The 23,813-nt window shown below is 73.4% G+C and carries 21 protein-coding genes; 12 read left to right on the top strand and 9 right to left on the bottom strand.

The window, feature by feature from the left end; translation table 11 throughout:
• Positions 1–77: 77 nt before the first annotated feature.
• On the top strand, positions 78–1,076 hold the full coding sequence (locus AB0N63_RS31010; RefSeq protein WP_365534179.1) for a TAXI family TRAP transporter solute-binding subunit: 999 nt from the start codon (positions 78–80) through the stop codon (positions 1,074–1,076).
• Positions 1,077–1,097: 21 nt separating this feature from the next.
• Here the strand turns inward: AB0N63_RS31010 and AB0N63_RS31015 are convergent, their stop codons facing one another.
• Both AB0N63_RS31015 and AB0N63_RS31020 read right to left on the bottom strand, forming a co-directional pair.
• Complete coding sequence (locus tag AB0N63_RS31015; RefSeq protein WP_365534182.1) at positions 1,098–2,531, bottom strand: HAMP domain-containing sensor histidine kinase; 1,434 nt, start codon at positions 2,529–2,531, stop codon at positions 1,098–1,100.
• Between the two features lie 9 nt (positions 2,532–2,540).
• Positions 2,541–3,230 carry a response regulator transcription factor gene (locus AB0N63_RS31020; protein ID WP_365534185.1) on the bottom strand — a complete coding sequence of 230 codons (690 nt, stop codon included), beginning with the start codon at positions 3,228–3,230 and terminating at the stop codon, positions 2,541–2,543.
• A gap of 355 nt (positions 3,231–3,585) precedes the next feature.
• Here AB0N63_RS31020 and AB0N63_RS31025 point away from each other — a divergent pair, with 355 nt between their 5' ends.
• From AB0N63_RS31025 to AB0N63_RS31060, 8 genes are all read left to right on the top strand, one after another.
• Entirely contained in the window at positions 3,586–4,362 is a 777-nt protein-coding gene (locus AB0N63_RS31025) for an amino acid ABC transporter ATP-binding protein (RefSeq protein ID WP_365534188.1), read from the top strand.
• Between the two features lie 232 nt (positions 4,363–4,594).
• Positions 4,595–5,431, top strand: a complete 837-nt coding sequence (locus AB0N63_RS31030; protein WP_365534191.1) for a glutamate ABC transporter substrate-binding protein — start codon at positions 4,595–4,597, stop codon at positions 5,429–5,431.
• Between the two features lie 76 nt (positions 5,432–5,507).
• The gene (locus tag AB0N63_RS31035) at positions 5,508–6,173 is read left to right on the top strand and encodes an amino acid ABC transporter permease (RefSeq protein ID WP_365534194.1); all 666 of its coding nucleotides are present in this window, start codon (positions 5,508–5,510) and stop codon (positions 6,171–6,173) included.
• Positions 6,170–7,057: an amino acid ABC transporter permease gene (locus tag AB0N63_RS31040; RefSeq protein ID WP_365534196.1), complete on the top strand. Its 888-nt coding sequence runs from the start codon at positions 6,170–6,172 to the stop codon at positions 7,055–7,057. The genes AB0N63_RS31035 and AB0N63_RS31040 overlap by 4 nt, the downstream gene beginning before the upstream one ends.
• Positions 7,058–7,233: 176 nt before the next feature.
• Positions 7,234–8,844, top strand: coding sequence for an FAD-dependent monooxygenase (locus AB0N63_RS31045; protein ID WP_365534199.1), 1,611 nt, complete (start codon positions 7,234–7,236; stop codon positions 8,842–8,844).
• 442 nt (positions 8,845–9,286) lie between these two features.
• On the top strand, positions 9,287–9,358 hold the full coding sequence (locus tag AB0N63_RS31050) for a putative leader peptide (protein ID WP_309544753.1): 72 nt from the start codon (positions 9,287–9,289) through the stop codon (positions 9,356–9,358).
• A gap of 122 nt (positions 9,359–9,480) precedes the next feature.
• Positions 9,481–10,029 carry a cysteine dioxygenase gene (locus tag AB0N63_RS31055; RefSeq protein WP_365534256.1) on the top strand — a complete coding sequence of 183 codons (549 nt, stop codon included), beginning with the start codon at positions 9,481–9,483 and terminating at the stop codon, positions 10,027–10,029.
• The gene (locus AB0N63_RS31060) at positions 10,026–10,427 is read left to right on the top strand and encodes a rhodanese-like domain-containing protein (RefSeq protein ID WP_365534202.1); all 402 of its coding nucleotides are present in this window, start codon (positions 10,026–10,028) and stop codon (positions 10,425–10,427) included. The genes AB0N63_RS31055 and AB0N63_RS31060 overlap by 4 nt, the downstream gene beginning before the upstream one ends.
• Before the next feature lie 209 nt (positions 10,428–10,636).
• On the opposite strand, the gene recX is transcribed toward AB0N63_RS31060, so the two are convergent.
• Positions 10,637–11,593, bottom strand: coding sequence for a recombination regulator RecX (gene recX / locus AB0N63_RS31065; RefSeq protein WP_365534205.1), 957 nt, complete (start codon positions 11,591–11,593; stop codon positions 10,637–10,639).
• A gap of 3 nt (positions 11,594–11,596) precedes the next feature.
• Entirely contained in the window at positions 11,597–12,721 is a 1,125-nt protein-coding gene (recA, locus tag AB0N63_RS31070) for a recombinase RecA (RefSeq protein WP_365534208.1), read from the bottom strand.
• A gap of 295 nt (positions 12,722–13,016) precedes the next feature.
• On the opposite strand from recA, the gene AB0N63_RS31075 reads away from it, so the two are divergent.
• Positions 13,017–13,808 (top strand): hypothetical protein, encoded by a 792-nt coding sequence (locus AB0N63_RS31075; protein WP_365534211.1) that lies wholly within the window; start codon positions 13,017–13,019, stop codon positions 13,806–13,808.
• Positions 13,809–13,836: 28 nt separating this feature from the next.
• On the opposite strand, the gene AB0N63_RS31080 is transcribed toward AB0N63_RS31075, so the two are convergent.
• A complete protein-coding gene (locus AB0N63_RS31080; protein WP_365534212.1) occupies positions 13,837–15,135 on the bottom strand; it encodes an AI-2E family transporter in 1,299 nt (432 codons plus the stop codon).
• 60 nt (positions 15,136–15,195) lie between these two features.
• On the bottom strand, positions 15,196–15,390 hold the full coding sequence (locus AB0N63_RS31085) for a DUF3046 domain-containing protein (RefSeq protein WP_365534215.1): 195 nt from the start codon (positions 15,388–15,390) through the stop codon (positions 15,196–15,198).
• A 79-nt stretch (positions 15,391–15,469) separates the two neighbouring features.
• Here AB0N63_RS31085 and AB0N63_RS31090 point away from each other — a divergent pair, with 79 nt between their 5' ends.
• Positions 15,470–16,414: a hypothetical protein gene (locus AB0N63_RS31090; protein WP_365534218.1), complete on the top strand. Its 945-nt coding sequence runs from the start codon at positions 15,470–15,472 to the stop codon at positions 16,412–16,414.
• A 70-nt stretch (positions 16,415–16,484) separates the two neighbouring features.
• Here AB0N63_RS31090 and AB0N63_RS31095 read toward each other — a convergent pair whose 3' ends face one another.
• The 3 genes from AB0N63_RS31095 to AB0N63_RS31105 are packed head-to-tail and all read right to left on the bottom strand — an operon-like array spanning position 16,485 to position 18,471.
• Entirely contained in the window at positions 16,485–16,793 is a 309-nt protein-coding gene (locus tag AB0N63_RS31095) for an AzlD domain-containing protein (protein WP_009191022.1), read from the bottom strand.
• Positions 16,790–17,605: an AzlC family ABC transporter permease gene (locus tag AB0N63_RS31100; protein WP_365534221.1), complete on the bottom strand. Its 816-nt coding sequence runs from the start codon at positions 17,603–17,605 to the stop codon at positions 16,790–16,792. Before AB0N63_RS31100 ends, AB0N63_RS31095 begins: the two co-directional genes overlap by 4 nt.
• A complete protein-coding gene (locus AB0N63_RS31105) occupies positions 17,509–18,471 on the bottom strand; it encodes an AraC family transcriptional regulator (RefSeq protein ID WP_365534223.1) in 963 nt (320 codons plus the stop codon). The genes AB0N63_RS31100 and AB0N63_RS31105 overlap by 97 nt, the downstream gene beginning before the upstream one ends.
• 156 nt (positions 18,472–18,627) lie before the next feature.
• Here AB0N63_RS31105 and AB0N63_RS31110 point away from each other — a divergent pair, with 156 nt between their 5' ends.
• Entirely contained in the window at positions 18,628–23,670 is a 5,043-nt protein-coding gene (locus tag AB0N63_RS31110; RefSeq protein WP_365534226.1) for an ATP-dependent helicase, read from the top strand.
• The last annotated feature ends 143 nt before the right edge of the window (positions 23,671–23,813 follow it).

Here is a 23,813-nt window from a genome sequence, read left to right on the forward strand (position 1 = left end):
CGGCGACTCTATCCGCCGTCGCCGACAGTCCCCGGCGGCCTGGTCAGCACCGGCCTCCGGCTGGCAGGATCGCGCGCATGTCCAAGCTCTCCTCCTCCCTCGGCAGGCGGCGCGGCCTGCAGGGCGCGGCCGTCGGCGCCGTCGTCCTCGGGCTGCTGTTGTGGTGGCTGCTGCCGCTGGGCGAGCGGCCGCCGAGCGGGACGATCACCTTCAGCACGGGGACCACGCGCGGCGTCTACCAGGAGTACGGCGAGCGGCTGCGCACCGCGTTCGGCAAGGACATGCCGCATCTGACGGTGAAGCTGCTGACCAGCGACGGTTCCCAGGAGAACGTCACGCGGGTGGCGACCGGCAAGGCCGACTTCACGATCGCGGCAGCCGACGCGGTGGACACGTACGAGCTGGAGCAGCGGCCGGGCGCGGCACGGCTGCGCGGGGTCGCCCGCCTGTACGACGACTATGTGCAGCTGATCGTCGCGCGGGACTCGCGGATCAACTCGGTGGCGGATCTGCGGGGCAAGCGGGTGGCGGTCGGACCGCCGGAGTCGGGCGTCCGGCTGATCGCCGAGCGGGTCCTCAAGGCGGCCGGGATCGATCCGCACCAGGACATCGAGCCGATGGCCGACGGCATCGGCACCGGTCCGGGGCGGCTGCGGCAGGGCTCGATCGACGCGTTCTTCTGGTCGGGCGGGCTGCCGACGGACGGGCTCAAGCGGCTCGCCTCGACGTTCGCGTACCGGTTCGTGCCGATAGAGCCGGAGCTGGTGAGCAAGCTGCACGCCGAGGGCGGCGCCATGCGCTACTACCGCGCCACCAACATGCCGGAGTCGGCGTATTCGACCGTCCAGAACGGCTCGACCGTGCCGACCATCGCCGTCTCCAATGTGCTGATGACCCGCGAGGACGTGGACCCGAGGCTCACCGAGTGGGTGACCCGGACCGTGATCAAGAGCCGGGACGGCATCGGCGCCCACGTCCACTCCGCGCAGCTGGTGGACCTGCGCACCGCGATCTACACCGATCCGCTGGTGCTGCACGAGGGCGCGCGCCGCTACTACCGGTCGGTCAAGCCGTAGTCCCGACCGGTTCCCCCACCGCTACGCCGGCCGCGGGTCCGGCCGCCGCGGGTCCGTCCGCGGGACGCTGACCGTCACCTTCAGTCCGCGCGGCTCGCGGTCGTGGTGGTGGTCGTAGGTCAGCGAACCGCCGCCGGCGGCCAGCAGGGCGCGGGTGATGGACAGGCCGAGGCCGGAGCCCTTGATGTTCTGGTGGCGGCCGCTGCGCCAGAACCGGTCGCCGACGCGGGCGAGTTCGTCGTCGGTGAGGCCGGGTCCGTCGTCGGCGACGACGACCTTCGAGGTGTCGCCGCCGCCGGAGACCGTCACCGTCACGCTCTTGCCCCCGGGCGTGAACTTCACGGCGTTGTCGATCACCGCGTCCAGCGCGGAGGACAGGGCCACGGGGTCGGCCCAGGCGGTGGTCGCCGGGCAGTCGCCGGTCAGCCGGACGCCCTGGGCGTCGGCGGCCGGCGCCCAGGCCGCCACGCGCTCCGCGGTCAGCTCGCCCATGTCGATGAGCTGGAGGTCCGCCTCGGCGTGCTCGGCGAGCGCGAGGTCGAGCAGGTCGTCCAGGACCTGTGCGAGGCGTTTGCCCTCGGTGCGCACGGAGGCGATCTCCTCGTTGCCCTCGGGCAGTTCGAGGGCGAGCAGTTCGATGCGCAGCAGCAAGGCGGAGAGCGGGTTGCGCAGTTGGTGGGAGGCGTCGGCGACGAAGGCGCGCTGCTGCTCCAGCACGTTCTCGACGTTGTCGGCCATCTCGTTGAACGACCGGGCCAGCCGGCGGAGTTCCGGTGGCCCGCCGGCCGCGGCCACCCGGGACTTGAGCCGTCCGGTGGCGATGTCGTGGGTGGTGGCGTCGAGCACCCGTACGGGCCGGAGCACCCAGCCGGTCAGCCGCAGCGCCGCGCCGACGGCGACCAGCATGGCGACGATCTCGCCCGCGCCGACGAGCAGCCAGCCGTGCAGGGTCCGCGAGCGCATCTGCCCGGTCGGCGAGTCGGTCACGACGACGGCGACGACGTCACCGTCCCGGATGACGGGCGAGGCGACGACGAGCCGGTCCCGCTGCCAGGGCCACACCTGTGCCGGGTCGTGGCTGCGGCGGCTCAGCAGGGCCTCGTCGAAGGCCTCGCGCACCTCGCCCTCGAAGGGCGGGGACCAGGCGGAGGGCGCGTTGGCCATGGGCGTGCCGGAGCGGTAGAAGACGCCGGCGCGGATGCCGTAGACGTTGTAGTAGCTGGCGAGTTCGCGGCTGAGGGTCTCCAGGCGCTCGTCGGGGACGGTCTGCCGGGAGCCGGAGGGCCGGTCGGTGACGAACTGGGCGAGGGCCGCGAACCGCGCCGTGTCGTCGATCCGGTCGACGACCACCTTCTGCTGCTCGCCCGCGGCCATGCTGACGGCGAGCGGGAAGCCGAGGGCGAGCAGGACCGCCGCCATCAGGACGATGAGCAGCGGGAGGAGACGTGTGCGCACCCGGCCCCGCTAGGCGGCCGGGGCGACGAGGCGGTAGCCGACGCCGCGTACGGTCTCGATCAGGGCCGGCATGCGCAGCTTGGCGCGCAGGGAGGCGACGTGCACCTCCAGGGTGCGGCCGGTCCCCTCCCAACTGGTGCGCCAGACCTCGCTGATGATCTGCTCGCGGCGGAACACCACACCAGGGCGCTGGGCGAGCAGGGCGAGCAGGTCGAACTCCTTGCGGGTGAGCTGGACGACGGCGCCCGCCACGCTGACCTGCCGGGTGGGCAGTTCGATGCGCACGCTCCCGAGGGTCAGGGCGCCGTCGCCGTCGTCGCCGGGCGTGTCCTCGTGGACGGTGCGGCGGCTGACGGCGTGGATGCGGGCGAGCAGTTCGCCGGTGTCGTAGGGCTTGACCACGTAGTCGTCGGCGCCGAGGTTGAGGCCGTGGATGCGGGAGCGGACGTCGGAACGGGCGGTGACCATGATCACCGGGATCGTCGTGCGCTTGCGGATCTTGCCGCAGACCTCGTAGCCGTCCTGGTCGGGCAGGCCGAGGTCGAGCAGGACCACGCCGAAGCCGGCGCCCTCGGGGACCAGCGCCTGGAGGGCCTCCTCGCCGCTGCGGGCGTGGGTGACGTCGAAACCGTGCCGGGCCAGGACCGCGGACAGGGCGGCCGCCACATGGTTGTCGTCCTCAACGAGAAGCAGTCGCATCCGGCCCCCTCCGGTTCATCGTCATCCGGCCCCCTCCGGTTCATCCGTCGTTCGGTCGTCTCTGCATACGGGCGTTTCGAGCAGTGGTGTGCGCAGGCGTGCACGCAGCGCGAGTGAGCGCGCGCGGGCGTCACCCCACCATGGCAGTCACGCCGATGGACAAGGATGACGTCAAGAGGCTTCCGGTTGCCCGCCCGCGTCGTTACCCAGCCGGTACTCGCCCGGGCACGGTCCGCTACGAGACGTGTCCGGCCGCTACCGGATCGTGATGCTCAGATCTCCCTCAGATGTGGTGACGCCGGACACAACGCCTGGCTATGGTCCCCCAAACCGAGGAGGACGGAGCCCGAAAGCGATGACCGAAGTATCGATGGCCAAGGAAGAGGTGGCCTCGACCGGCGATCTGGTCGTCCTGAAGAGCGTCAACAAGCATTTCGGCGCGTTGCACGTGCTCCAGGACATCGATCTGACGATCGCCCGCGGCGAGGTCGTCGTGGTCATCGGACCCTCCGGGTCCGGCAAGTCCACCCTGTGCCGCACGATCAACCGCCTGGAGACCATCGACTCGGGCGAGATCTCGATCGACGGCAGGCCGCTGCCCCACGAGGGCAAGGAGCTGGCCCGGCTGCGCGCCGACGTCGGCATGGTCTTCCAGTCCTTCAACCTCTTCGCGCACAAGACCGTGCTGGAGAACGTCACGCTCGGCCAGGTCAAGGTCCGCCGCAAGGACAAGAAGCAGGCCGAGGAGCGGGCCCGTACGCTGCTCGACCGGGTCGGGGTGGGCGCGCAGGCCGACAAGTACCCCGCGCAGCTCTCCGGCGGCCAGCAGCAGCGCGTGGCGATCGCGCGGGCGCTGGCCATGGAGCCGAAGGTCATGCTCTTCGACGAGCCGACCTCCGCACTGGACCCGGAGATGATCAACGAGGTGCTGGAGGTCATGCAGCAGCTCGCCCGCGACGGCATGACGATGATCGTCGTCACCCATGAGATGGGCTTCGCCCGGTCCGCCGCGAACCGGGTGGTCTTCATGGCCGACGGCCGGATCATCGAGCAGGCCACGCCGGACCAGTTCTTCAGCAACCCGCGCAGCGACCGGGCCAAGGACTTCCTGTCCAAGATCCTGCACCACTGACCCCGGCCGGACCCGGCCACGCACCGAATCGCCCCTCCGAACCGCCCGGCCGGCGACGGGCGCCGTACCACCGCAGGACCGGACCGCACCGCCTGCGGCCGGACCGCCGGGCGGCCGGCCCCGCCGCCGGACCGGCCGCCCGGTACCGCCGCCGCCTCCCGGCGCCGCCCGGCCGTCCGGTCCGGCGCCCTCGAAGCCGGCCCGCACCTCCTCATACCGAAGGATGTTCACCATGAAGCTCCGCAAGGTCACCGCCGTCTCGGCCGTCGTGCTCGCCCTCGCCGTCTCGGCGACGGCGTGCGGTTCGGACGACAAGAAGGACGAGGGTTCCTCGGGCGGCGGCAAGAAGATCGCCATCGGCATCAAGTACGACCAGCCGGGCCTCGGCCAGAAGACGCCGCAGGGTTACTCCGGCTTCGACGTGGACGTGGCCAAGTACGTCGCCAAGAAGCTCGGTTACAGCGAGGACCAGATCGAGTGGAAGGAGTCGAAGAGCGCCGACCGCGAGACGATGCTGCAGCGCGGTGACGTCGAGTTCATCGCCGCCACCTACTCGATCACCCCGGCGCGCGAGAAGAAGGTCGACTTCGCCGGCCCCTACCTGCTCGCCCACCAGGACGTCCTGGTCCGCGCCGACGACACCTCGATCAAGTCGCCCGCCGACCTGAACAGCAAGAAGCTGTGCTCGGTCACCGGCTCCACCTCGGCGCAGAACATCAAGGACACGCTGGCGCCCAAGGCGAACCTGCTGAAGTACCCGACGTACTCCGCCTGTCTGAACGGCCTGCAGACCAAGGCCATCGACGCGCTGACGACCGACGACTCGATCCTGGCCGGTTACGCCGCGCAGGACCAGTTCAAGGGCAAGTTCAAGCTCGGCGGTCTGAAGATGACCAACGAGAACTACGGCATCGGCGTCAAGAAGGGCAGCGACCTCAAGGCCAAGATCAACAAGGCCCTGGAGGAGATGGTCTCCGACGGTTCCTGGCAGAAGGCCGTGGACGCCAACTTCGGTCCCGCCAACTACAAGAACGAGCCGGCGCCGAAGATCGGCGACATCAAGAGCTGAGTCAGCGCCCGCCGGTGCGCCGCCCACGGGGGAGCGGCGCACCGGCGCCCATCAACACGCGGAAGCGCGGGAGATCGTGTTCGACTTTCTTTCAGGCTATGACCTGCTGGGAGCCTTCTGGGCGACCGTGCAGCTGACGCTGCTCTCGGCCGCCGGCTCCCTGGTCTGGGGCACCCTGCTGGCCGGTATGCGCGTCGGCCCGGTTCCCCTCATGCGCGGCTTCGGTACCGCCTACGTCAACATCGTGCGGAACATCCCGCTGACGGTGATCGTCCTGTTCACCTCGCTGGGCCTGAACCAGACCCTCGGCGTCAACCTGGGCAGCCAGGACTTCGACACCATCAACTTCCGGCTCGCCGTCCTCGGTCTGATCGCCTACACCTCGGCGTTCGTGTGCGAGGCGATCCGTTCCGGCATCAACACGGTGCCGGTCGGCCAGGCGGAGGCCGCCCGCGCGCTCGGGCTGAGCTTCACACAGGTGCTCACCCTGGTGGTGCTGCCGCAGGCGTTCCGCTCGGTCGTCGGCCCGCTGACCAACGTCCTGATCGCGCTCACCAAGAACACCACGGTGGCCGCCGCGATCGGCGTCGCGGAGGCGGCCCTGCTGATGAAGGAGATGATCGAGAACGAGGCCCAGCTGCTGCTGATCTCCGCCGTGTTCGCGTTCGGGTTCGTGTGCCTGACGCTGCCGACCGGCCTGATCCTCGGCTGGGTGGGCAAGAAGGTGGCGGTGAAGCGATGAGCGCCTCGGTGCTGTACGACGCGCAGGGCCCCCGGGCCAAGCGGCGCAACGTCGTCTACTCGGTCGTCTTCGTCCTGGCCCTCGCGGCCCTCGTCTGGTGGGTCTACCAGGGCCTGAACGACAAGGGGCAGCTGGACTGGGCGAAGTGGAAGCCGCTCCTGGCCGGTTCCGAGTCCTGGACCACCTACATCCTGCCGGGTCTGAAGAACACCCTGATCGCGGCGGCCCTGTCGATGGTCATCGCACTCCCGCTGGGAGCCTTCTTCGGCATCGCGCGGCTCTCCGACCACGCCTGGGTCCGGGTGCCGGCCGCCGTGGTCGTGGAGTTCTTCCGCGCCATCCCGGTGCTGATCCTGATGATCTTCGGCAACGCGCTGTTCGCGCAGTACACGGACGTCAGTTCGGACGACCGGCCGCTGTACGCCGTCATCACCGGCCTCGTCCTCTACAACGCCTCCGTCCTCGCGGAGATCGTGCGCGCCGGCATCCTGGCACTGCCCAAGGGGCAGACCGAGGCCGCCCAGGCGATCGGCCTGCGCAAGACCCAGGTCATGACGTCGATCCTGCTGCCGCAGGCGGTCACCGCGATGCTGCCGGCGATCGTCAGCCAGCTGGTGGTGATCGTGAAGGACACCGCGCTCGGCGGCGCGCTCCTCACCTTCCCGGAGCTGCTGGCGTCCGTCGGCCCCATGAGTTCGTACTACGGCGCGAACACCATCGCCTGCTTCACCGTCGTGGCCGTGATCTACGTCGTCCTCAACTTCGCCCTCACCAGCTTCGCGAGCTGGCTGGAGCGACGGCTGCGGCGCGGCAAGAAGTCGACGGGGGCGGTGCTCGCCCCGGCGGCGGTGGCGGGCACCGAGTCGGCGGGCACAGCCGCCTGACGGGCGGTCGGCCGCACGGATGCGACACAGGGGCAGTGGAGTGATCACCACTGCCCCTGTCGCTTGACGTGGGCACCGGCAATAGGTTGCATACGTTCTGTGATCGTGCACCCTGCTCCAACGATTTGTTCACGTCTGTCCGTCAGGACGCCGCCGCGGGCAGGGAGCGTCGCGCCGTGGACCCGGTGATCGTCGTCGGGGCGGGGCCCGTGGGGCTCGCGCTCGCCCTGGCGCTGGCCCGCCAGGAGGTGCCGTCCGTCGTCCTCGACGAGACGCCGGGCCGGGACGCGCCGCGCGCCGCCCGCACCGTCGTACTGCGCGAGGACACGGCCGCCCTCGTGGAGCGCCTGGCCGGCGTGCCGCTCGGCAGCGCCGGACTGCGCTGGTCCGGATGGCGGTCGCTGCGGCGCAAACAGGTGACGAACGAGGTCGCCTTCGGCGACGCCGAACCCGCCCCGCTGCACATCGCCCAGCACGTGCTGACCGGCGCGCTGCGCGCGGCCGTCGCCCGCGAGCCCCTGATCGAACTGGCGCTCGACAGTCGGCTCGACACCATAGAGCAGGAACCGGGGGGCGTCACCGCCCACACCCGCGGCCCGAACGGAACGTGGTGGCGCGGAAGTCACCTGGTCGGCTGCGACGGTCCCCGCTCGACCGTGCGCAAGCTCCAGGACATCCGCTTCCCCGGCCGCACCGCCGTCGAACGGCACGCGGTGGCGGCGCTGCGCACCGAACTGCCCCGGCCCGAGGAAGCGTTCCTCCACCGCAGCCCGCCGTGGCGGACCTCCGGCCCGTTCGCCGGGGAGATCACCGCCCGCCCGCTGCCGGACGGCGTATGGCGGCTGGACTGGCTGCTGCCGCCCGGAAAGGACCTGGTCACGCCCGAACTGCTGCTCGCCCGCATCCGGGAGACCCTCACCGGATGGACCGGCGAGGGCGCACCGGCGTACGAGCTCCTGGACACCGGCGTGCACACCGTCCACCACCGGCTGGCCCGCCGCTGGCGCGCAGGACGCGTCTTCCTCGCCGGGGACGCGGCCCATCTGCTGGGCGCGCTCGGCACCCACGGACTGGACGAGGGGCTGCGGGACGCCGACAACCTCGCCTGGAAACTGGCGACGGTCCATCACCACGGCCCGCACGAGGCGCTGCTGGACAGCTACCAGACCGAGCGGCGCGCCGTCGTCGCCGCCCGGCTGCGCGCCGCGGACCAGGTGCTGCCGGTGCTGCGCGGGGGCGGCGGACTGCGGTCCTACGTCCCCGGGGCGGGACGCCAGTACGACGCGCTGCTCATGGACGGCCATCTGGGGCACGGGGCGCTCGGCGCGCCCGGCTCGTACGCCGGCTCACCGCTCGCGCCCGACCCCGTGGACGGGGAGACGCCCGTGGACACGCCGGTGGGCGAAGCTGTCGCCGACGTGGTGGTGACCGCGGAGGACGGCACGTTCGTGCCGCTGCGGGAGCGACTGGGCCGGGGTGCGCTGCTGGTGGTGCTGGTGGCGCCGGGCACGGTGGTGTGGGAGCGGCGGCACTGGGTGAGCGCCGGGATCATGCCCCGGCTCGCGGCGGCGGTCGCCGCCCTGCCGCACCCCGCCGAACTGCTGGTCGCCGAGAGCTACCCGGGCGCGGCCCCGCACACCGTGCTCCTGGTCCGCCCCGACGGCCATCTGGTCACCGCCCTCGGCGGCGTCCACCCGGCCGCCCTCTACACGGCGGCCGAGGCCGTCCTGGGCGGCGGCACGGCAACGACCCGAGCGGAGGAACACGCGGAAGCGGGGGCGCGGTGAGGGAAATGGCCCACGGGCGTGGGGCGGATCCCGGGGCCCGGTGAGGGGCATGAGGGCGGAACTTCTGGTGCGGTGATCGGCCGTCGGTGGCGCTGGGGCGAGAGCGATGAGGTAGGGGCGCGCCGGCGCTCGCCGGGCCAGGGGTTGCGAGACGGCGCGCGGTGAAGTCGGCGCAGGGGGGCGCGTGGGAGCGGACCGGCCGTGGGGCTGATGGGGTGGACACGCGACGGGGCCGGGGCCCGGCCTGCTGCCGGAACGGCCCAAAGGGAGCGGGAGCCTCGGGGGTGCGCGGGCGCGGAGGACTGCCGTGGTGGGGGCGGCGCCCGGCGGCGGCGATGTGCGCCCCCTGCCGTAGGGTCCGTCATCGTCCGGTCCGCATGGTGACGGTCGGTTGACCGTGTCCCGGGGGCATGGTGTACTCCCGATCGTGACCGACACCGACGTGCGCCTGTGGCGGAGGGTCCATATGGACCTCGTCCGCTATGCGGGCTGCGTGTGTCGCCCCTCCTGCTGAACTCGCGTCTTGCTCCCCCCTTCGCGCGCGCACCGTTCCCGTGGCGCCGCGCGCTTCCGCGAACGTTCCTCAGGACGGTGTACGTGTCTGCCTCCTCCGCTGTGTCCGCTTCCGCCGCCTCCCTGTCCGCCCCCGCCGCTCCGGGACCGGACGACACCTCCGCGGGCGCCGCCGCTTCGGCGCCCACCGAGGCGGAACTCCTCGACTTCGTCCGGCGCGCCGCCGCCGACCCCGAGCTGATCGCCTCCCTGCCGCTCGACCCGGAGGGCCGCACCTGGGTGCGCCTGGAGGGGCCCAAGGGCAGCGAGGCCTGGCTGATCGGCTGGCCAGCCGGCACCGGCACCGGCTGGCACGACCACGCCGACTCGATCGGCGCCTTCCTCACCGCCGACGGCGAGCTGACGGAGTACTCGCTCGCCGCCCGGCTGCCCACCGACGGCTGGAAGACCCTCGAACTCACCGACGGAGTGGACCGTACGCGCAGCCTGCCGGCCGGCCGGGGCCGCGCCTTCGGCCGCCACCACGTCCACGAGGTGCTCAACGAGTCCGCCGACCGGCACGCGATCTCCGTGCACGCCTACTACCCTCCGCTGCCGCAGATCCGTCGCTACAGCCGTACCGGTCAGACGCTGCGCCTGGAGCAGGTCGAGCGCCCGCAGGACTGGCAGTGAGCGAGGCGCGACCGCCGGTCGGGATCGACGACCTGCTGGAACGGGTCCGCCGGGGCTACGCACGCATCGAGCCCGGCGAGGCGTACGCGGCCTCCCGGGCCGGCGAGGCCCTGCTTGTGGACATCCGGTACGCCGCGCTGCGCGAGCGCGACGGGCTGGTCCCCGGCGCCCTCGTCGTCGAGCGCAACGAGCTGGAGTGGCGTCTGGACCCCTGGGGCAGTCACCGTCTCCCGGAGGCCACCGGCCACGACCTGCGCGTCGTCGTGATCTGCAACGAGGGCTACGCGTCGAGCCTGGCCGCCGCCTCCCTGCACCAACTGGGCCTGCACCGGGCCACCGATCTGGTCGGCGGCTTCCAGGCCTGGCGAGCGGCCGGGCTTCCGGTGACGACGCCGTAGTGCCCGTGGCGCGCGAGGTGCGGCTGCTCGGGCGGCGAGGGCATGACCTCGCCGCCCCCGTCCGGCCGGGCGGACGGACGGGGTCACCATCGGGCCGGAGCAAGTGCCGCGCCTGACGGGAGCGGGTGTCGCGCCTGACCGAAGCAGGTCGCGCCTGACGGGAGCGGGTGTTCGCGGCCGACGGGTGCTGAGGCCACGCCTGCCCGGCCTCAGAACTCCCCGTCCTCCAGGAAGTCCGTGTCCTCGCCCTCCTCCTCCAGCGCCTGGCGGACCACCTTCAGGGCGAGCCCCTGTGAGTAGCCCTTGCGGGCGAGCATGCCGGCGAGGCGGCGCAGCCGCTTGTCGCGGTCCAGGCCCCGGGTGGAGCGCAGCTTGCGGGCGACCAGTTCGCGCGCGGTGGCCTCCTCCTGGTCGGCGTCGAGCCGGCCCACCGCCTCGTCGATCAGCGTGGCGTCCACGCCCTTGGTCCGCAGTTCCCGGGCCAGCGCGCGCCGGGCCAGTCCGCGCCCGTGGTGCCGGGACTCCACCCAGGCGTCCGCGAACGCGCTGTCGTCGATCAGCCCGACCTCCTCGAACCTGGACAGCACCTCCTGCGCCGCCTCGTCGGGGATCTCCCGCTTGCGCAGTGCGTCCGCGAGCTGTTTGCGGGTGCGCGGGGTCCCGGTGAGCAGGCGCAGGCAGATCGCGCGCGCCCGCTCCACCGGGTCCCCCGGAGACTCCCCCCGCTCGGCCCTCGACAAGGAGGAAGCGTCTCCATCCACCGCGGACGCCTCGCCGAAGTCCCGTCGGCGCCCGCGCCCGCCGTACGGCCCGCCGTCACGCGAGCCGCCCCGGCGTGCTCCTCTCGCCCGTGGGCCGCCCGTGCCGCGCGTCCCACCGTCGCCCTGGTCGCGGCCGTCGGCCGGCGCGTCGTCCCCGTGTCCGCCGTACCTGCCGTGGTGCCCGGATCCGTCGGCCGGGCCGCCGTCCGCGACGCCGGTCTCCGGCCCGTGCACCCCGTCACCGTCCGGCCGGTACGGGTCGGCGCCCCGGTACGCGTCCGCGCTGTCCGCCCCGGCGCCGGGTCGGTTCCCGGTGCCCCTCCCCCGCGGGGCACCGGGATCGGCGTGGCCGTGGTCGTACTCATGTCCGGCCTGGTACTCGGTCCAGTCGGTTCGCCGTGTCACGGGTCAGCTCTTGGCTGCGGCGGCCTTGGGCTTGGTGGCCTTGGCGGCCGCCGGGGCGGACACCGTCTTGGCCGCGTCGCCCGCGGCGGAGACCGCGGCGTCCGCGACCGGCTCGGCGGCCGGCTCCTCCGGTCGCACGCCGACGCCCAGCTTCTCCTTGATCTTCCGCTCGATCTCGTTGGCCAGGTCGGGGTTGTCCTTCAGGAAGTTGCGCGCGTTCTCCTTGCCCTGGCCGAGCTGGTCGCCCTCGTACGTGTACCAGGCGCCGGCCTTGCGCACGAAGCCGTGCTCCACACCCATGTCGATCAGACCGCCCTCGCGGCTGATGCCCTGGCCGTAGAGGATGTCGAACTCCGCCTGCTTGAAGGGCGGCGCGACCTTGTTCTTGACGACCTTGCAGCGGGTGCGGTTGCCGACCGCCTCGGTGCCGTCCTTCAGGGTCTCGATCCGGCGGATGTCGATGCGCACGGAGGCGTAGAACTTCAGCGCGCGGCCACCGGTCGTGGTCTCCGGCGAGCCGAACATCACACCGATCTTCTCGCGCAGCTGGTTGATGAAGATCGCCGTGGTCTTGGACTGGTTGAGCGCGCTGGTGATCTTGCGCAGCGCCTGGCTCATCAGACGGGCCTGCAGACCCACGTGCGAGTCGCCCATCTCGCCCTCGATCTCCGCGCGGGGGACGAGCGCCGCGACCGAGTCGATGACGATGAGGTCGAGCGCGCCGGAGCGGACCAGCATGTCCACGATCTCGAGCGCCTGCTCGCCGTTGTCCGGCTGCGACAGGATCAGGTTGTCGATGTCGACGCCGAGCTTGCGCGCGTACTCGGGGTCGAGGGCGTGCTCCGCGTCCACGAAGGCGACCTGGCCGCCGGCCTTCTGCGCGTTCGCCACGGCGTGCAGGGTCAGGGTCGTCTTGCCGGAGGACTCCGGTCCGTAGATCTCCACGACGCGCCCGCGCGGCAGGCCGCCGACGCCGAGGGCCACGTCGAGCGCGGTCGACCCGGTCGGGATGACCTCGATGGGCTCCTTCGACCGCTCGCCCATGCGCATGACGGCGCCCTTGCCGAATTGTCGTTCAATCTGTGCGAGCGCGGCGTCGAGCGCCTTCTCGCGGTCGGTTCCTGCCATGGGTTCCACCCGGTTTGCTTGAGTCGATCGCTTCACGTCAAAGACGCTAACGCCTGCCACTGACAATGCGCCTCGACGCATGTCCGGCCTGTGGATAACTAAGGTGCGGATCGCCCTGAAACCGGGCGAATCACCCTTCGGTCAGTCTCGCCGGAACCTCAATAAGAATAGATGTTCGATTTTCGTGTCAAGCGAGCCACCCGGGCACCGCCCCACTGTCCCGCTCCGCCCGGAGCAGCCCGGGGGCCTCCTCCCGGACGACGACAGGCGGCTCCTTCGCCACGACGCTCAGGGCATGGCAGTCTCCGTGTCCCGACCGTGCTCCTCGCCCCTCGCGGCTTCCGTACGCGCTCTGCGCCCCGCCGAGCGGCTGTGCCACGCCACCGGCCTCCTCCTCGTCCTGTCCGGCCTGGTGCACCTGGCGGTGTTCGCGGTCGACGGCGGGCCGTGGGACGGGCCCGCCTCCTGGCGCAAGCCCGTCACGTTCGGGCTGTCCTTCGGGGCGACGCTGATCGCGCTCACCTGGGTCACGTCGCACCTGCGGATCGCGGAGCGGACGCGGACGGTGCTGCTCGGGGTGTTCGCCGCCGACTGCGTCGTCGAGGTGGGCGGCATCACGCTCCAGGCATGGCGCCGGGTGCCCTCGCATCTGAACATGGAGACGCCCTTCGACACGGCGGTGTCGATGACGCTCGCGGTGGGCGGCGGGGTCCTCGTGGTGCTCCTGACCGTCTTCGCGGTCGCGTCCTTCCGGCGCGCGCCCGCAGGCCCCGCGGGGATGGCGCTCGCGGTGCGCTCCGGGTTCGCGATCCTGCTCGTCGCCCTGGCGTCGGGCACCGCGATGATCGCGCGCGGGGTGCTGCTGACCCGGACCGGTCACCAGCAGGCGGCGTACCACTCGACGGCCCCGCTCAAGCCGCTGCACGGGATGAGCCTGCACGCGGTCCTGGTGCTGCCCGCGCTGGCCCGGCTGCTGTCGCGCACGGCGTGGAGCGAGCGGGCCCGCCGACGGGCCGTGGCCGCCGCCGTCGGCGCCTACGCGGCCGCCGTCGCCGCCGCCGGCCTCTGGCCGCTCCTCGGCCGCTGACTCGGCGGGGCCACCCGGCCGCGGCGGTTCACGCGTCCGCGCCCGGAGCGCTCGCGTCCGCCGTCGTCCCGGCGCCCGCGTCCGCCGCGGCTCCGGTCCCGGCCGCCGCCGGCTGGGCCCACAGCCGGCGCACGCGCGTGAACAGGCCCGGCGTCGGGGGCCGGCTGGGGTGACCGTGGACACGGGGGTCGTCGGTGACGTCGTACCGCTTCACGTACGCGCCCAGGAAGGCCTGGAGCGTGGCGACGGCCGGGATGGCGATCAGCGCACCCACCGCGCCGAGCAGTGCCGTGCCGGCGATGACCGAGCCGAAGGCGACCGCGGGGTGGATGTCGACGGTCTTGGAGGTCAGCTTGGGCTGCAGCATGTAGTTCTCGAACTGCTGGTAGACCACGACGAAGATCAGCACCCACACCGCGTACCAGGGGTTGACCGTGAAGGCGATCAGCATCGGCAGGGCGCCGGCGAGATAGGTGCCGATGGTCGGGATGAACTGCGACACCAGCCCCACCCAGACGCCGAGCACGGGCGCGTACGGCACGCCGAGGGCCTGGAGCAGGACGTAGTGGGCGACTCCCGAGACGAGGGCCATCAGGCCGCGCGAGTAGAGGTAGCCGCCGGTCTTGTCGACGGCGATCTCCCACGCGCGCAGCACCTCGGCCTGGCGGGCGGGCGGCAGCACGGAGCACAGCGCCCGGCGCAGCCGGGGGCCGTCGGCCGCGAAGTAGAATGAGAACAGGGTGACCGTCAGCAGCCGGAACAGGCCGCCGAGCACCTGCGCGGAGACGTCCAGCACGCCCGCGGCGCTGTTCTGCGCGTACTTGCGCAGCCAGTCGGAGTGGAGCAGCCCCTCCTGGATGTCGACGCGCCGCAGATGGCTGTGGAACGTGGCGTTGACCCAGTTGATGACGGAGTCGAGGTACTCCGGGAAGCCCTCGATCATCTTGATGATCTGACCGGCGAGCATCGAGCCGAGCAGGGTGACGAAGCCCGCGGTCGCTATCGCCAGTCCGAGGAAGACCAGGAAGGTCGCGAATCCCCGGCGCATGCCGCGGGAGGCCATGCGGCTCACCGCCGGCTCGATCGCCAGGGCCAGGAAGAACGCGATGAGGATGTTGATCAGTAGGCTGGTGACCTGGTGGAACGCCCAGATTCCGAACTGGAAGGCGGCGATGAGCGCGAGTGCGAGCACCATGGCCCGCGGCAGCCAGCGCGGCATGCGCGCGCCGGGCCCGGCGGCGCCCGCGACCGGCGGGTCGGAGGGCGGCGTCGTAGTGGTGGAGGGTGCTTGCCGGGCCGTCAGCCCGGACTCGTCAGTGCGTGCCACGGTGCAAGTCTCGCCCACGCCGCCGACGATCGGGTACGCCCCCGCCCGCGCGGCCCCCGGTCAGCGCCTCTCCCCCGGGACGTCCATGACCTGGCAGACCACGCGCCACACGTCCTTGGCCGCCCAGCCGTCCGCCAGCGCCTCGTGCACCGTGCGTCCGCCCAGCTCCGACATCACGTGGTCGCGGGCGAAGGTCTCGGCGTATCCCGCGCCGAAATGCTCCGCCATCCGCTCCCAGAAGACCGTCAACCGCATGCGTCCAGTATCCCGCCCCTGCGGGTGACCCCGGACCGGGACGGGCTGCCGAGACCGCTTTCCGCCCTACGGTCGGACCATGGCCGAAACCGCAGCTGCCCCCTCCGTCCCGGCGCCGGCGGCGTCCTCCCCGCTGGCGCGCGCCGAGCGCTTCGTGTGGCTCACCGCGCGCGTGCTGGAGCAGCGGATCTTCGCGCACGAGTTCCGGGACGGCGGCGCGGACCCCGTGGAGACCGCGCTGGACGCCTACCGCAACGACGACGGCGGGTACGGTCACGCGCTGGAGCCGGACCTGCGCGGCCCCGTCAGCCAGCCGCTGCACACGGCGCACGCGCTGCGCGTCCTGGACCTGATCGGGCGCTGCGGCGGGGCGCGGGTGGAGCGCGTGTGCCGCTATCTGACCGCCGTCTCCACCCCGGACGGGGCGCTTCCGGCGGTCGATCCCGGCCAGCGCGGTTATCCGGCGGCCCCCTTCGTGCCGGTCGTGGACGACCCGCCGAGCGATCTGCTCACGACCGGGCCGGTGGTGGGCCTGCTGCACCGCAACGCGGTGTGGCACGCCTGGCTGTTCCGGGCGACGGACTTCTGCTGGCAGCGGATCGAGTCCCTGGAGAGCTCCCATCCCTACGAGGTGGAGGCCGCCGTCGCCTTCCTGGACTCGGCGCCCGACCGCCCGCGCGCGCAGGCGGCGGCCGAGCGGCTCGGCCGGCTGGTGCGCGAGCGGCGGCTCGCGGTGCTGGACCCGGCGCGCGCTGGGTCCTGGCCGCTCGCTCCCGGCTACGGCCCGGGCGAGCACCACTTCCCGTACGACTTCGCGCGGACCCCGGACTCCCTCGCGCGCGCGTGGTTCACGGACGAGGAGATCGCCCGCGCACTGGACTTCCTCGCCGGCCGGCAGCAGGAGGACGGCGGCTGGCCGGTCACCTGGCGCCAGTGGGCTCCGGCGCCCGCGCTGGAGGCGCGCCCCATGGTGACGATCGAGGCGCTGCGCACCCTCAGGGCGTACGGCCGCGGCATCGGCTGAGGACGCGGGCAGCGGCGGCGGCCCGCGGCCTGCCGTCGTCCGGCTCGCTCCTGCCCTTGTCCGCCGCGCCTCAGCCGCCCATCGCCCGCACTCCCGCCGTGACCACGACGGCGGCCGCGACGACGAGCAGGAACGGCGCCCGCAGCACCAGCGCGACCGCGGCGGCGCCGAGCCCTGCCGCCCGCGCGTCCAGGACGAGCGTGTGCCCGTCGGCGAACGTCTGCTGGGCGGTGAGGGCGGCGAGCAGCGCCACGGGCAGCAGCGCGGCGAGCCGCCGCACCAGCGGGCGTTCCAGGACGCCCGCCGGGACGAGCAGTCCGGCGAGCTTGACGGCATAGCAGCCGACGGCGGTCACGGCGACCGCGATCCAGACGTTCACCGGTCTTCCTCTCGTACGTCTCGAGCCTCTCGTGCCTCTTGTGCGCCGTCCCGCGCGCGTGGTTCTCGTCCGTCGTCCCGCGCGCGTGCCGCGCGGCGTCCGGTCAGGTACAGCACGGCCGGTGCGGCGAGCGCCGCCGCCAGGACCGGCACCCCGGCCGGCAGCACGGGCAGCAGCCCGAGCCCGAGGAGGACGGCAAGCAGGGCGACGGCGCGCTCGGTGGCGGTCTTCAGCATCGGGGCGAGCAGGGCCAGGAACACGGCGGGCCCGGCCGCGTCCAGCCCCCACGCGTCGGTGTCCCCGAGCGCCTTGGCGCCCAGCGCGCCGAGGAACGTGGTGAGGTTCCACAGCACGTACAGGCTGGCCCCGGTGACGGTGAAGCCGATCCGCGCGCCGCGCCGGGTGGGCTGGGCCAGGGTCACCGCCGTGGTCTCGTCGATGACCCATTGGGCGGCGAACGGCCGCACCGCGCGCGGGAGGGCCAGCAGCTGCGACAGACGCAGTCCGTAGAAGGCGTTGCGCACCCCGAGGAAGAAGGCCCCCGCGGCGGCCGTGAACGGGTTGCCGCCCGCCGCGAGCGCTCCCACCAGCGCGAACTGGGACGCCCCCGTGAAGACCAGGAGGCTGAGCGCGCAGGTCTGGAGCAGGGTGAGCCCGCTGCCCGCCGAGGTCACCCCGAAGGCGAACCCGGACAGTCCTACGGCGACGCCTACCCCTAGGGCGTCCCGGACGACGGCGGCGTCCGGTTTGCCGTCGTCGGCTCTTCCCGGTCCGTCGGATCGTATGTCTGCGAGAGCTGTGTCTTCTGCCACGTTCCGGACGGTAGGAGAAGGCCCGGCCGATCGTCTTGTACGTTCTTGCGCTCGCGCTGGTAGGCGCCTGGAGGCACGCCCACGATGCGGGAGAAGTGGCGGCTCAGATGGGACTGGTCGGTGAAGCCGACGGCCGCGGCGACCGCCGCCGGGGCGGCGCCCGCGTCCAGGAGTCGGCGGGCCCGGCGCACCCGGGCGTCGGTCAGCCAGCTGTGCGGGGGCATCCCGTAGGCGTTGCGGAAGGCGCGCAGCAGGGCGAACGGGCTGACGCCGAGGTCGGCGGCGAGCCGTTCCAGGGTCGGCGGTCCGGCCAGGCGCTCCTCCAGGACGGCACGCGCGCGTGCCGCGATCCGGGTTCCGGCCGTGCGCACCTCGCGCCGCGGCAGGGGCCCGCCGTTCAGGTGCAGCAGCCGGGTCACGGCGACCCGCAGCAGGGTGTCGGCGGCCAGCGCGTTGCCCTCGTCCACGGCCCGGAGCACCTGGTGCACCAGGGCGGCGGCCCGGGGATCGTCCAGGACCGGGGCGACGAAGCCGGGCGTCCCGCGGAGCGAGGTGGTCTCGGCCGCTATCTCGGCCACCAGTCCGGGTGCCGGGTACACCGCGCCGTACCGCCAGCCCTCGGGCACGCCGGCCCGGCCCGTGTGCGGGGTGTCCGGGTTGACCAGCGCGAGCGCCCCCGGGCCGGCGGACACGTCGCCCCCGCCGTGGTGGAACACCTCGACGCCCTCGGCGATGGCCGCGATCACGAAGTGCTCGTGGGTGTGGCGCACGAACTCCTTGCGGACGTACCGGGCGCGCAGCAGGTCCACACCGGGCAGTTCCTCGTACCGCCAGTGCCGTGCCTTCTCCTCGCCGGTCACCGCCATGGCCCCATTGTCCGCCGCCATCCGGCCCGGTCGTCTCGCCGCCCGGCCGCACCGCACCGCCGCGCACTCGCGGGGCAGGCCGTACCGCCGCCCGGTCGGCGCGGGCGAAGGCGCAGGTCAGCGCGTTTGTCAGTGGCCGGGTGCAGGATGGAACGCATGGCAGGCGATCCGCACCCCGCCCTCGGCGGCTTCTCCCCCGCGACCCGCGGCTGGTTCACGGGGGCCTTCTCCGCGCCCACCGCGGCCCAGGCAGGGGCGTGGCGGGCGATCGGCGAGGGCTCGGACGTGCTGGTGGTCGCCCCGACCGGCTCCGGCAAGACGCTGGCCGCCTTCCTCGCGGCCCTCGACCAGCTCGCCTCCACGCCGCCCCCGGCCGACCCGAAGAAGCGCTGCCGGGTGCTGTACGTCTCCCCGCTCAAGGCCCTCGCCGTCGACGTGGAGCGCAACCTGCGCAGTCCGCTCACCGGCATCCGGCAGGAGTCGGTGCGGCTCGGGCTGCCCGAGCCGGAGGTGAAGGTCGGCATCCGCTCCGGCGACACCCCGGCCGCCGAGCGCCGCGCCCTCGCCACGCGTCCGCCGGACATCCTGATCACCACCCCCGAGTCGCTGTTCCTGATGCTGACGTCCGCCACACGCGACGCGCTGGCCGGCGTCGAGACGGTGATCCTGGACGAGGTCCACGCGGTCGCGGGCACCAAGCGCGGCGCGCATCTCGCGCTGTCCCTGGAGCGCCTGGACGAGCTGCTGCCAAGGCCGGCCCGCCGCATCGGCCTGTCCGCGACGGTGCGCCCGGTCGACGAGATCGCCCGCTACCTGTCGCCGCGCCGCAAGGTGGAGATCGTCCAGCCGGAGTCCGGCAAGGAGTTCGACCTGTCGGTCGTCGTCCCGGTCGAGGACCTCGGCGAGCTGGGCGGCTCCCCGGCGTCCGACGGCGGTGACGGCGCGGAACGGCCCTCGATCTGGCCGCACGTCGAGGAGCGGATCACCGACCTCGTCCAGGCGCACCGCTCCACCATCGTGTTCGCCAACTCGCGCCGCCTGGCCGAGCGCCTGTGCAACCGGCTCAACGAGATCGCCTACGAGCGGGCCACCGGCGAGTCCCTGGACGAGCACCACTCCCCGGCCGAGCTGATGGGCGGTTCGGGCGCGGCGCACGGCGCGCCCGCCGTCATCGCCCGCGCGCACCACGGCTCGGTCTCCAAGGAGCAGCGCGCCCTGGTCGAGGAGGATCTGAAGGCGGGCCGTCTGCCGGCGGTGGTGGCCACCTCCAGCCTGGAGCTGGGCATCGACATGGGCGCCGTCGACCTCGTGGTGCAGGTGGAGTCGCCGCCGTCCGTGGCCTCCGGCCTCCAGCGGGTGGGCCGGGCCGGGCACCAGGTCGGCGCGGTCTCCACCGGCGTCGTCTTCCCCAAGTACCGCGGCGACCTGGTCCAGGCCGCGGTGGTCACCGAACGGATGCGCTCGGGAGCCATCGAGTCGCTGAGGGTGCCCGCCAATCCGCTGGACGTCCTCGCTCAGCAGCTCGTGGCGATGACGGCACTGGACACCTGGCAGGTGGACGACCTGCTCGCCACGGTCCGCCGGGCGGCGCCGTTCGCGTCGCTGCCCGAGTCGGCGTTCACGGCCGTGCTGGACATGCTCGCCGGCCGCTATCCGTCCGACGCGTTCGCCGAGCTGCGCCCGCGCGTGGTGTGGGACCGCGTGGCGGGCACGGTCACCGGGCGCCCCGGCGCGCAGCGCCTCGCCGTCACCTCCGGGGGCACGATCCCGGACCGGGGCCTGTTCGGGGTCTTCCTCGCCGGCAGCGACCCCAAGAAGGGCGGCGGCCGGGTCGGCGAGCTGGACGAGGAGATGGTCTACGAGTCCCGGGTCGGCGACGTCTTCACGCTGGGCACCAGCTCCTGGCGCATCGAGGACATCACCCGCGACCGGGTCCTGGTCTCGCCCGCGCCGGGCGTGCCGGGGCGGCTGCCGTTCTGGAAGGGCGACCAGCTCGGCCGCCCGCTGGAACTGGGCCGCGCGGTGGGCGCGTTCCTGCGCGAGGTCGGCTCCCTGTCCCAGGAGGACGCCCGCCTCAGGCTGCTGACGGCCGGCCTGGACGCGTGGGCCGCCGACAACGTCCTGTCCTACCTGGCGGAGCAGCGCGAGGCCTGCGGCCATGTGCCCGACGACCGGACGATCGTCGTTGAGCGCTTCCGCGACGAGCTGGGCGACTGGCGGGTCGTCGTCCACTCGCCCTTCGGCGCGCAGGTGCACGCCCCGTGGGCGCTGGCGCTCGGCGCCCGGCTCTCCGAGCGGTACGGCATGGACGCGCAGGTCATGCACGCCGACGACGGCATCGTGCTGCGGCTGCCGGACGCCGACCTCATGGGCCTGGACCTCCTCGACCAGGAGCCCGTCCGGGCCGGCACGCAGTACGACGCCGGGCAGGCGCCGGTAGGGGCGGCGGACGTCGCCTTCGACAAGGGCGAGGTCGACCAGATCGTCACCGACCAGGTCGGCGGCTCGGCCCTGTTCGCCGCCCGCTTCCGTGAGTGCGCCGCCCGCGCCCTGCTGCTGCCCCGCCGCAATCCGGGCAAGCGCACCCCGCTGTGGCAGCAGCGCCAGCGCGCCGCGCAGCTGCTGGAGGTGGCCAGCGAGTTCGGCTCGTTCCCGATCGTTCTGGAAGCGATCCGCGAGTGCCTCCAGGACGTCTTCGACGTGCCCGGACTGGTCGAGCTGATGGGCGACATCGAGTCCCGCAAGGTCCGTCTGGTCGAGGTGACCACACCGGAGCCGTCCCCCTTCGCGCGCTCCCTCCTGTTCGGCTACGTCGCGCAGTTCCTGTACGAGGGCGACTCCCCGCTCGCCGAGCGCCGGGCCGCGGCGCTCTCGCTGGACTCCCGGCTGCTGGCCGAACTGCTCGGGCAGGCGGAGCTGCGCGAGCTGCTGGACGCCGAGGTGCTGGCCGAGCTGGAGCGGGAGCTGCAGTGGCTGACCGAGGACCGCCGAGTCAAGGACGTCGAGGGCGTCGCCGACGTCCTGCGGCTGCTCGGCCCGCTCACCGACGCGGAGCTGGCCGAGCGGGGCGCGGAACCCGGCTGGGCCGAGGAGCTGGCCCGGGCCCGCCGCGCCATCCGGGTCCGCATCGCCGGCACCGACCACTGGGCGGCGATCGAGGACGCGGGCCGGCTGCGCGACGCGCTCGGCACGGCGCTGCCGGTCGGCGTCCCCGAGGCGTTCACCGAGCCGGTCAAGGACCCGCTGGGCGATCTGCTCGCCCGCTACGCCCGCACCCACGGCCCGTTCATCTCGGCCACGGCCGCCGCCCGCTTCGGCCTGGGCGTCGCGGTCACCGACGGGGCGCTGCACCGGCTGGCCGGGGCGGGCCGGGTCGTCCAGGGCGAGTTCCATCCGGCCGGCATCGGCCAGGAATGGTGCGACGCGGCGGTCCTGCGGCGGCTGCGGCGGCGTTCGCTGGCCGCGCTGCGGCACGAGCTGGAGCCGGTGCCGCCGGCCGCGCTGGCGCAGTTCCTGCCGCAGTGGCAGCACATCGGCAAGGGCCACGGCCTGCGGGGCGTCGACGGACTGGTGCGCGCGGTCGAGCAGTTGCAGGGAGCCTCGGTACCCGCCTCCGCGCTGGAGAAGCTGGTCCTGCCCTCCCGCGTGGCGAACTACACCCCGGCGATGCTGGACGAGCTCACCGCGGCCGGCGAGGTGGTGTGGGCGGGGGCGGGCGCGCTGCCCGGCAAGGACGGCTGGGTCTCCCTGTACCTCGCCGACGCGGCCCCCCTGCTCCTGCCGCCACCGCACCCGCTGGAGCTGACGCCGCTCCATCAGTCGGTGCTGGACGCCCTGTCGGGCGGCTACGGACTGTTCTTCCGTCAGATCGCCGACCAGGTCCGCGCGACCACCCACCCGGAGGCGACCGACCCGCAGCTGGCCGACGCCCTATGGGACCTGGCCTGGTCGGGCCGGCTCACCAACGACACGCTCGCCCCGATGCGGGCCCTGCTCGGCTCGGGCCGCACCGCCGGGTCCACGGCGCACCGCGCCAAGCGCGCCGTGCCGCGCGGGCGCTACGGCTCGCTGACCGCCGCCGCCCGTACCGCCGCCCGCACCGGGCCGCCGACCGTCGGGGGCCGCTGGTCCCTGCTGCCCGGCCGCGACACCGACGCCACCGTGCGCGCCCACGCCCTGGCGCGCACCCTCCTGGACCGGCACGGTGTGGTCACCCGGGGAGCGGTGTCCGCCGAGGGCGTGGAGGGCGGTTTCTCGGCGGTGTACCGGGTGCTGTCCGTCTTCGAGGAGAGCGGCCAGGCCCGGCGCGGCTATGTGGTGGAGGGGCTGGGGGCGGCCCAGTTCGCGATGGACGGCGCGGTCGACCGGCTCCGCGCGGTGGCCAACGCCCGCGAGCGGGGCGAGGGCCTGTCCGGCACGGAGTTCGGACGCGGCGGCGGGCAGGACGCCTTCGGATCGCTGCCCGCCGCCCCGCCGTCCGCCGCCTTCGAGCAGCCCCCCACCCTCGGCCAGGGCAACGGCTTCGACCAGGACAGCGGCTTCGGACCGCCCCTCGCTTCCCGACCGTCCAGCGGGTCCGCGCCGCCCGACGGGTCCGGACCGTCCAGCGGTTTCGGGCTCCCCGACGGATTCGGCGCGGACCTCGACGGCGACTTCGACTGGCTCGACGCCGACCGCGGCGCGCCGGGCGGCCGTGCCCCGGCCCGGGACTTCGGCGCCCCCGGCTACGGCGGCCCGCGGGGCGGAGACTCCGGCCGCCCCCGCACCTCCGGCTACGGAGAGCGGCGGGGACGCGGCAGCGCGGCCGACTCCCGGGTGATCGTCCTCGCCGCCGCCGACCCGGCCAACGCCTACGGGGCGGCCCTGCCCTGGCCCGAACCGCCGACCGGCGCCGGGCACAAGCCGGGCCGCAAGGCGGGCTCCCTGGTGGTGCTGGTGGACGGCGAGCTGACGCTCTACATGGAGCGCGGCGGGAAGACGCTGCTGGCGTGGCCGGCCGACCCGGACGGCTCGGCCACCGCCGACCCGCGCCTGAGAGCCGCCGCCGAGGCCCTCGCCACGGCCGCACGCGCGGGCTCCCTCGGCACGGTCACCGTGGAGCGCGTCAACGGCGCCGCCGCGCTGACCTCCCCCATCGGCGCCCTGCTGGAAGGGGCGGGTTTCATCGCCACTCCGCGCGGACTGCGCCTGCGGGCCTGACCGGACCGGACATGACCGAAGTGGACCCCTACGTCGAAGCGGACCCGTACGCCGAAACGAGCCCGCACCCCGAAGCGGGCCCGCACCTGATCGACACCGCGGCAGCGGAGGCGGCCGAAGCGCCGCGGCACGGCCGCGTGTCA

The organism is Streptomyces sp. NPDC093260 (assembly GCF_040683715.1).
GTDB lineage: Bacteria > Actinomycetota > Actinomycetes > Streptomycetales > Streptomycetaceae > Streptomyces > Streptomyces sennicomposti.

Excerpts from the sequence above, each read along its gene's own strand:
- AB0N63_RS31010 (WP_365534179.1), top strand. The coding sequence starts at position 78 with ATGTCCAAGCTCTCCTCCTCCCTCGGCAGGCGGCGCGGCCTGCAGGGC.
- AB0N63_RS31020 (WP_365534185.1), bottom strand. The coding sequence starts at position 3,230 with ATGCGACTGCTTCTCGTTGAGGACGACAACCATGTGGCGGCCGCCCTG.
- AB0N63_RS31025 (WP_365534188.1), top strand. The coding sequence starts at position 3,586 with ATGACCGAAGTATCGATGGCCAAGGAAGAGGTGGCCTCGACCGGCGAT.
- AB0N63_RS31030 (WP_365534191.1), top strand. The coding sequence starts at position 4,595 with ATGAAGCTCCGCAAGGTCACCGCCGTCTCGGCCGTCGTGCTCGCCCTC.
- AB0N63_RS31040 (WP_365534196.1), top strand. The coding sequence starts at position 6,170 with ATGAGCGCCTCGGTGCTGTACGACGCGCAGGGCCCCCGGGCCAAGCGG.
- recA (WP_365534208.1), bottom strand. The coding sequence starts at position 12,721 with ATGGCAGGAACCGACCGCGAGAAGGCGCTCGACGCCGCGCTCGCACAG.
- AB0N63_RS31075 (WP_365534211.1), top strand. The coding sequence starts at position 13,017 with ATGGCAGTCTCCGTGTCCCGACCGTGCTCCTCGCCCCTCGCGGCTTCC.
- AB0N63_RS31085 (WP_365534215.1), bottom strand. The coding sequence starts at position 15,390 with ATGCGGTTGACGGTCTTCTGGGAGCGGATGGCGGAGCATTTCGGCGCG.
- AB0N63_RS31090 (WP_365534218.1), top strand. The coding sequence starts at position 15,470 with ATGGCCGAAACCGCAGCTGCCCCCTCCGTCCCGGCGCCGGCGGCGTCC.
- AB0N63_RS31105 (WP_365534223.1), bottom strand. The coding sequence starts at position 18,471 with ATGGCGGTGACCGGCGAGGAGAAGGCACGGCACTGGCGGTACGAGGAA.
- AB0N63_RS31110 (WP_365534226.1), top strand. The coding sequence starts at position 18,628 with ATGGCAGGCGATCCGCACCCCGCCCTCGGCGGCTTCTCCCCCGCGACC.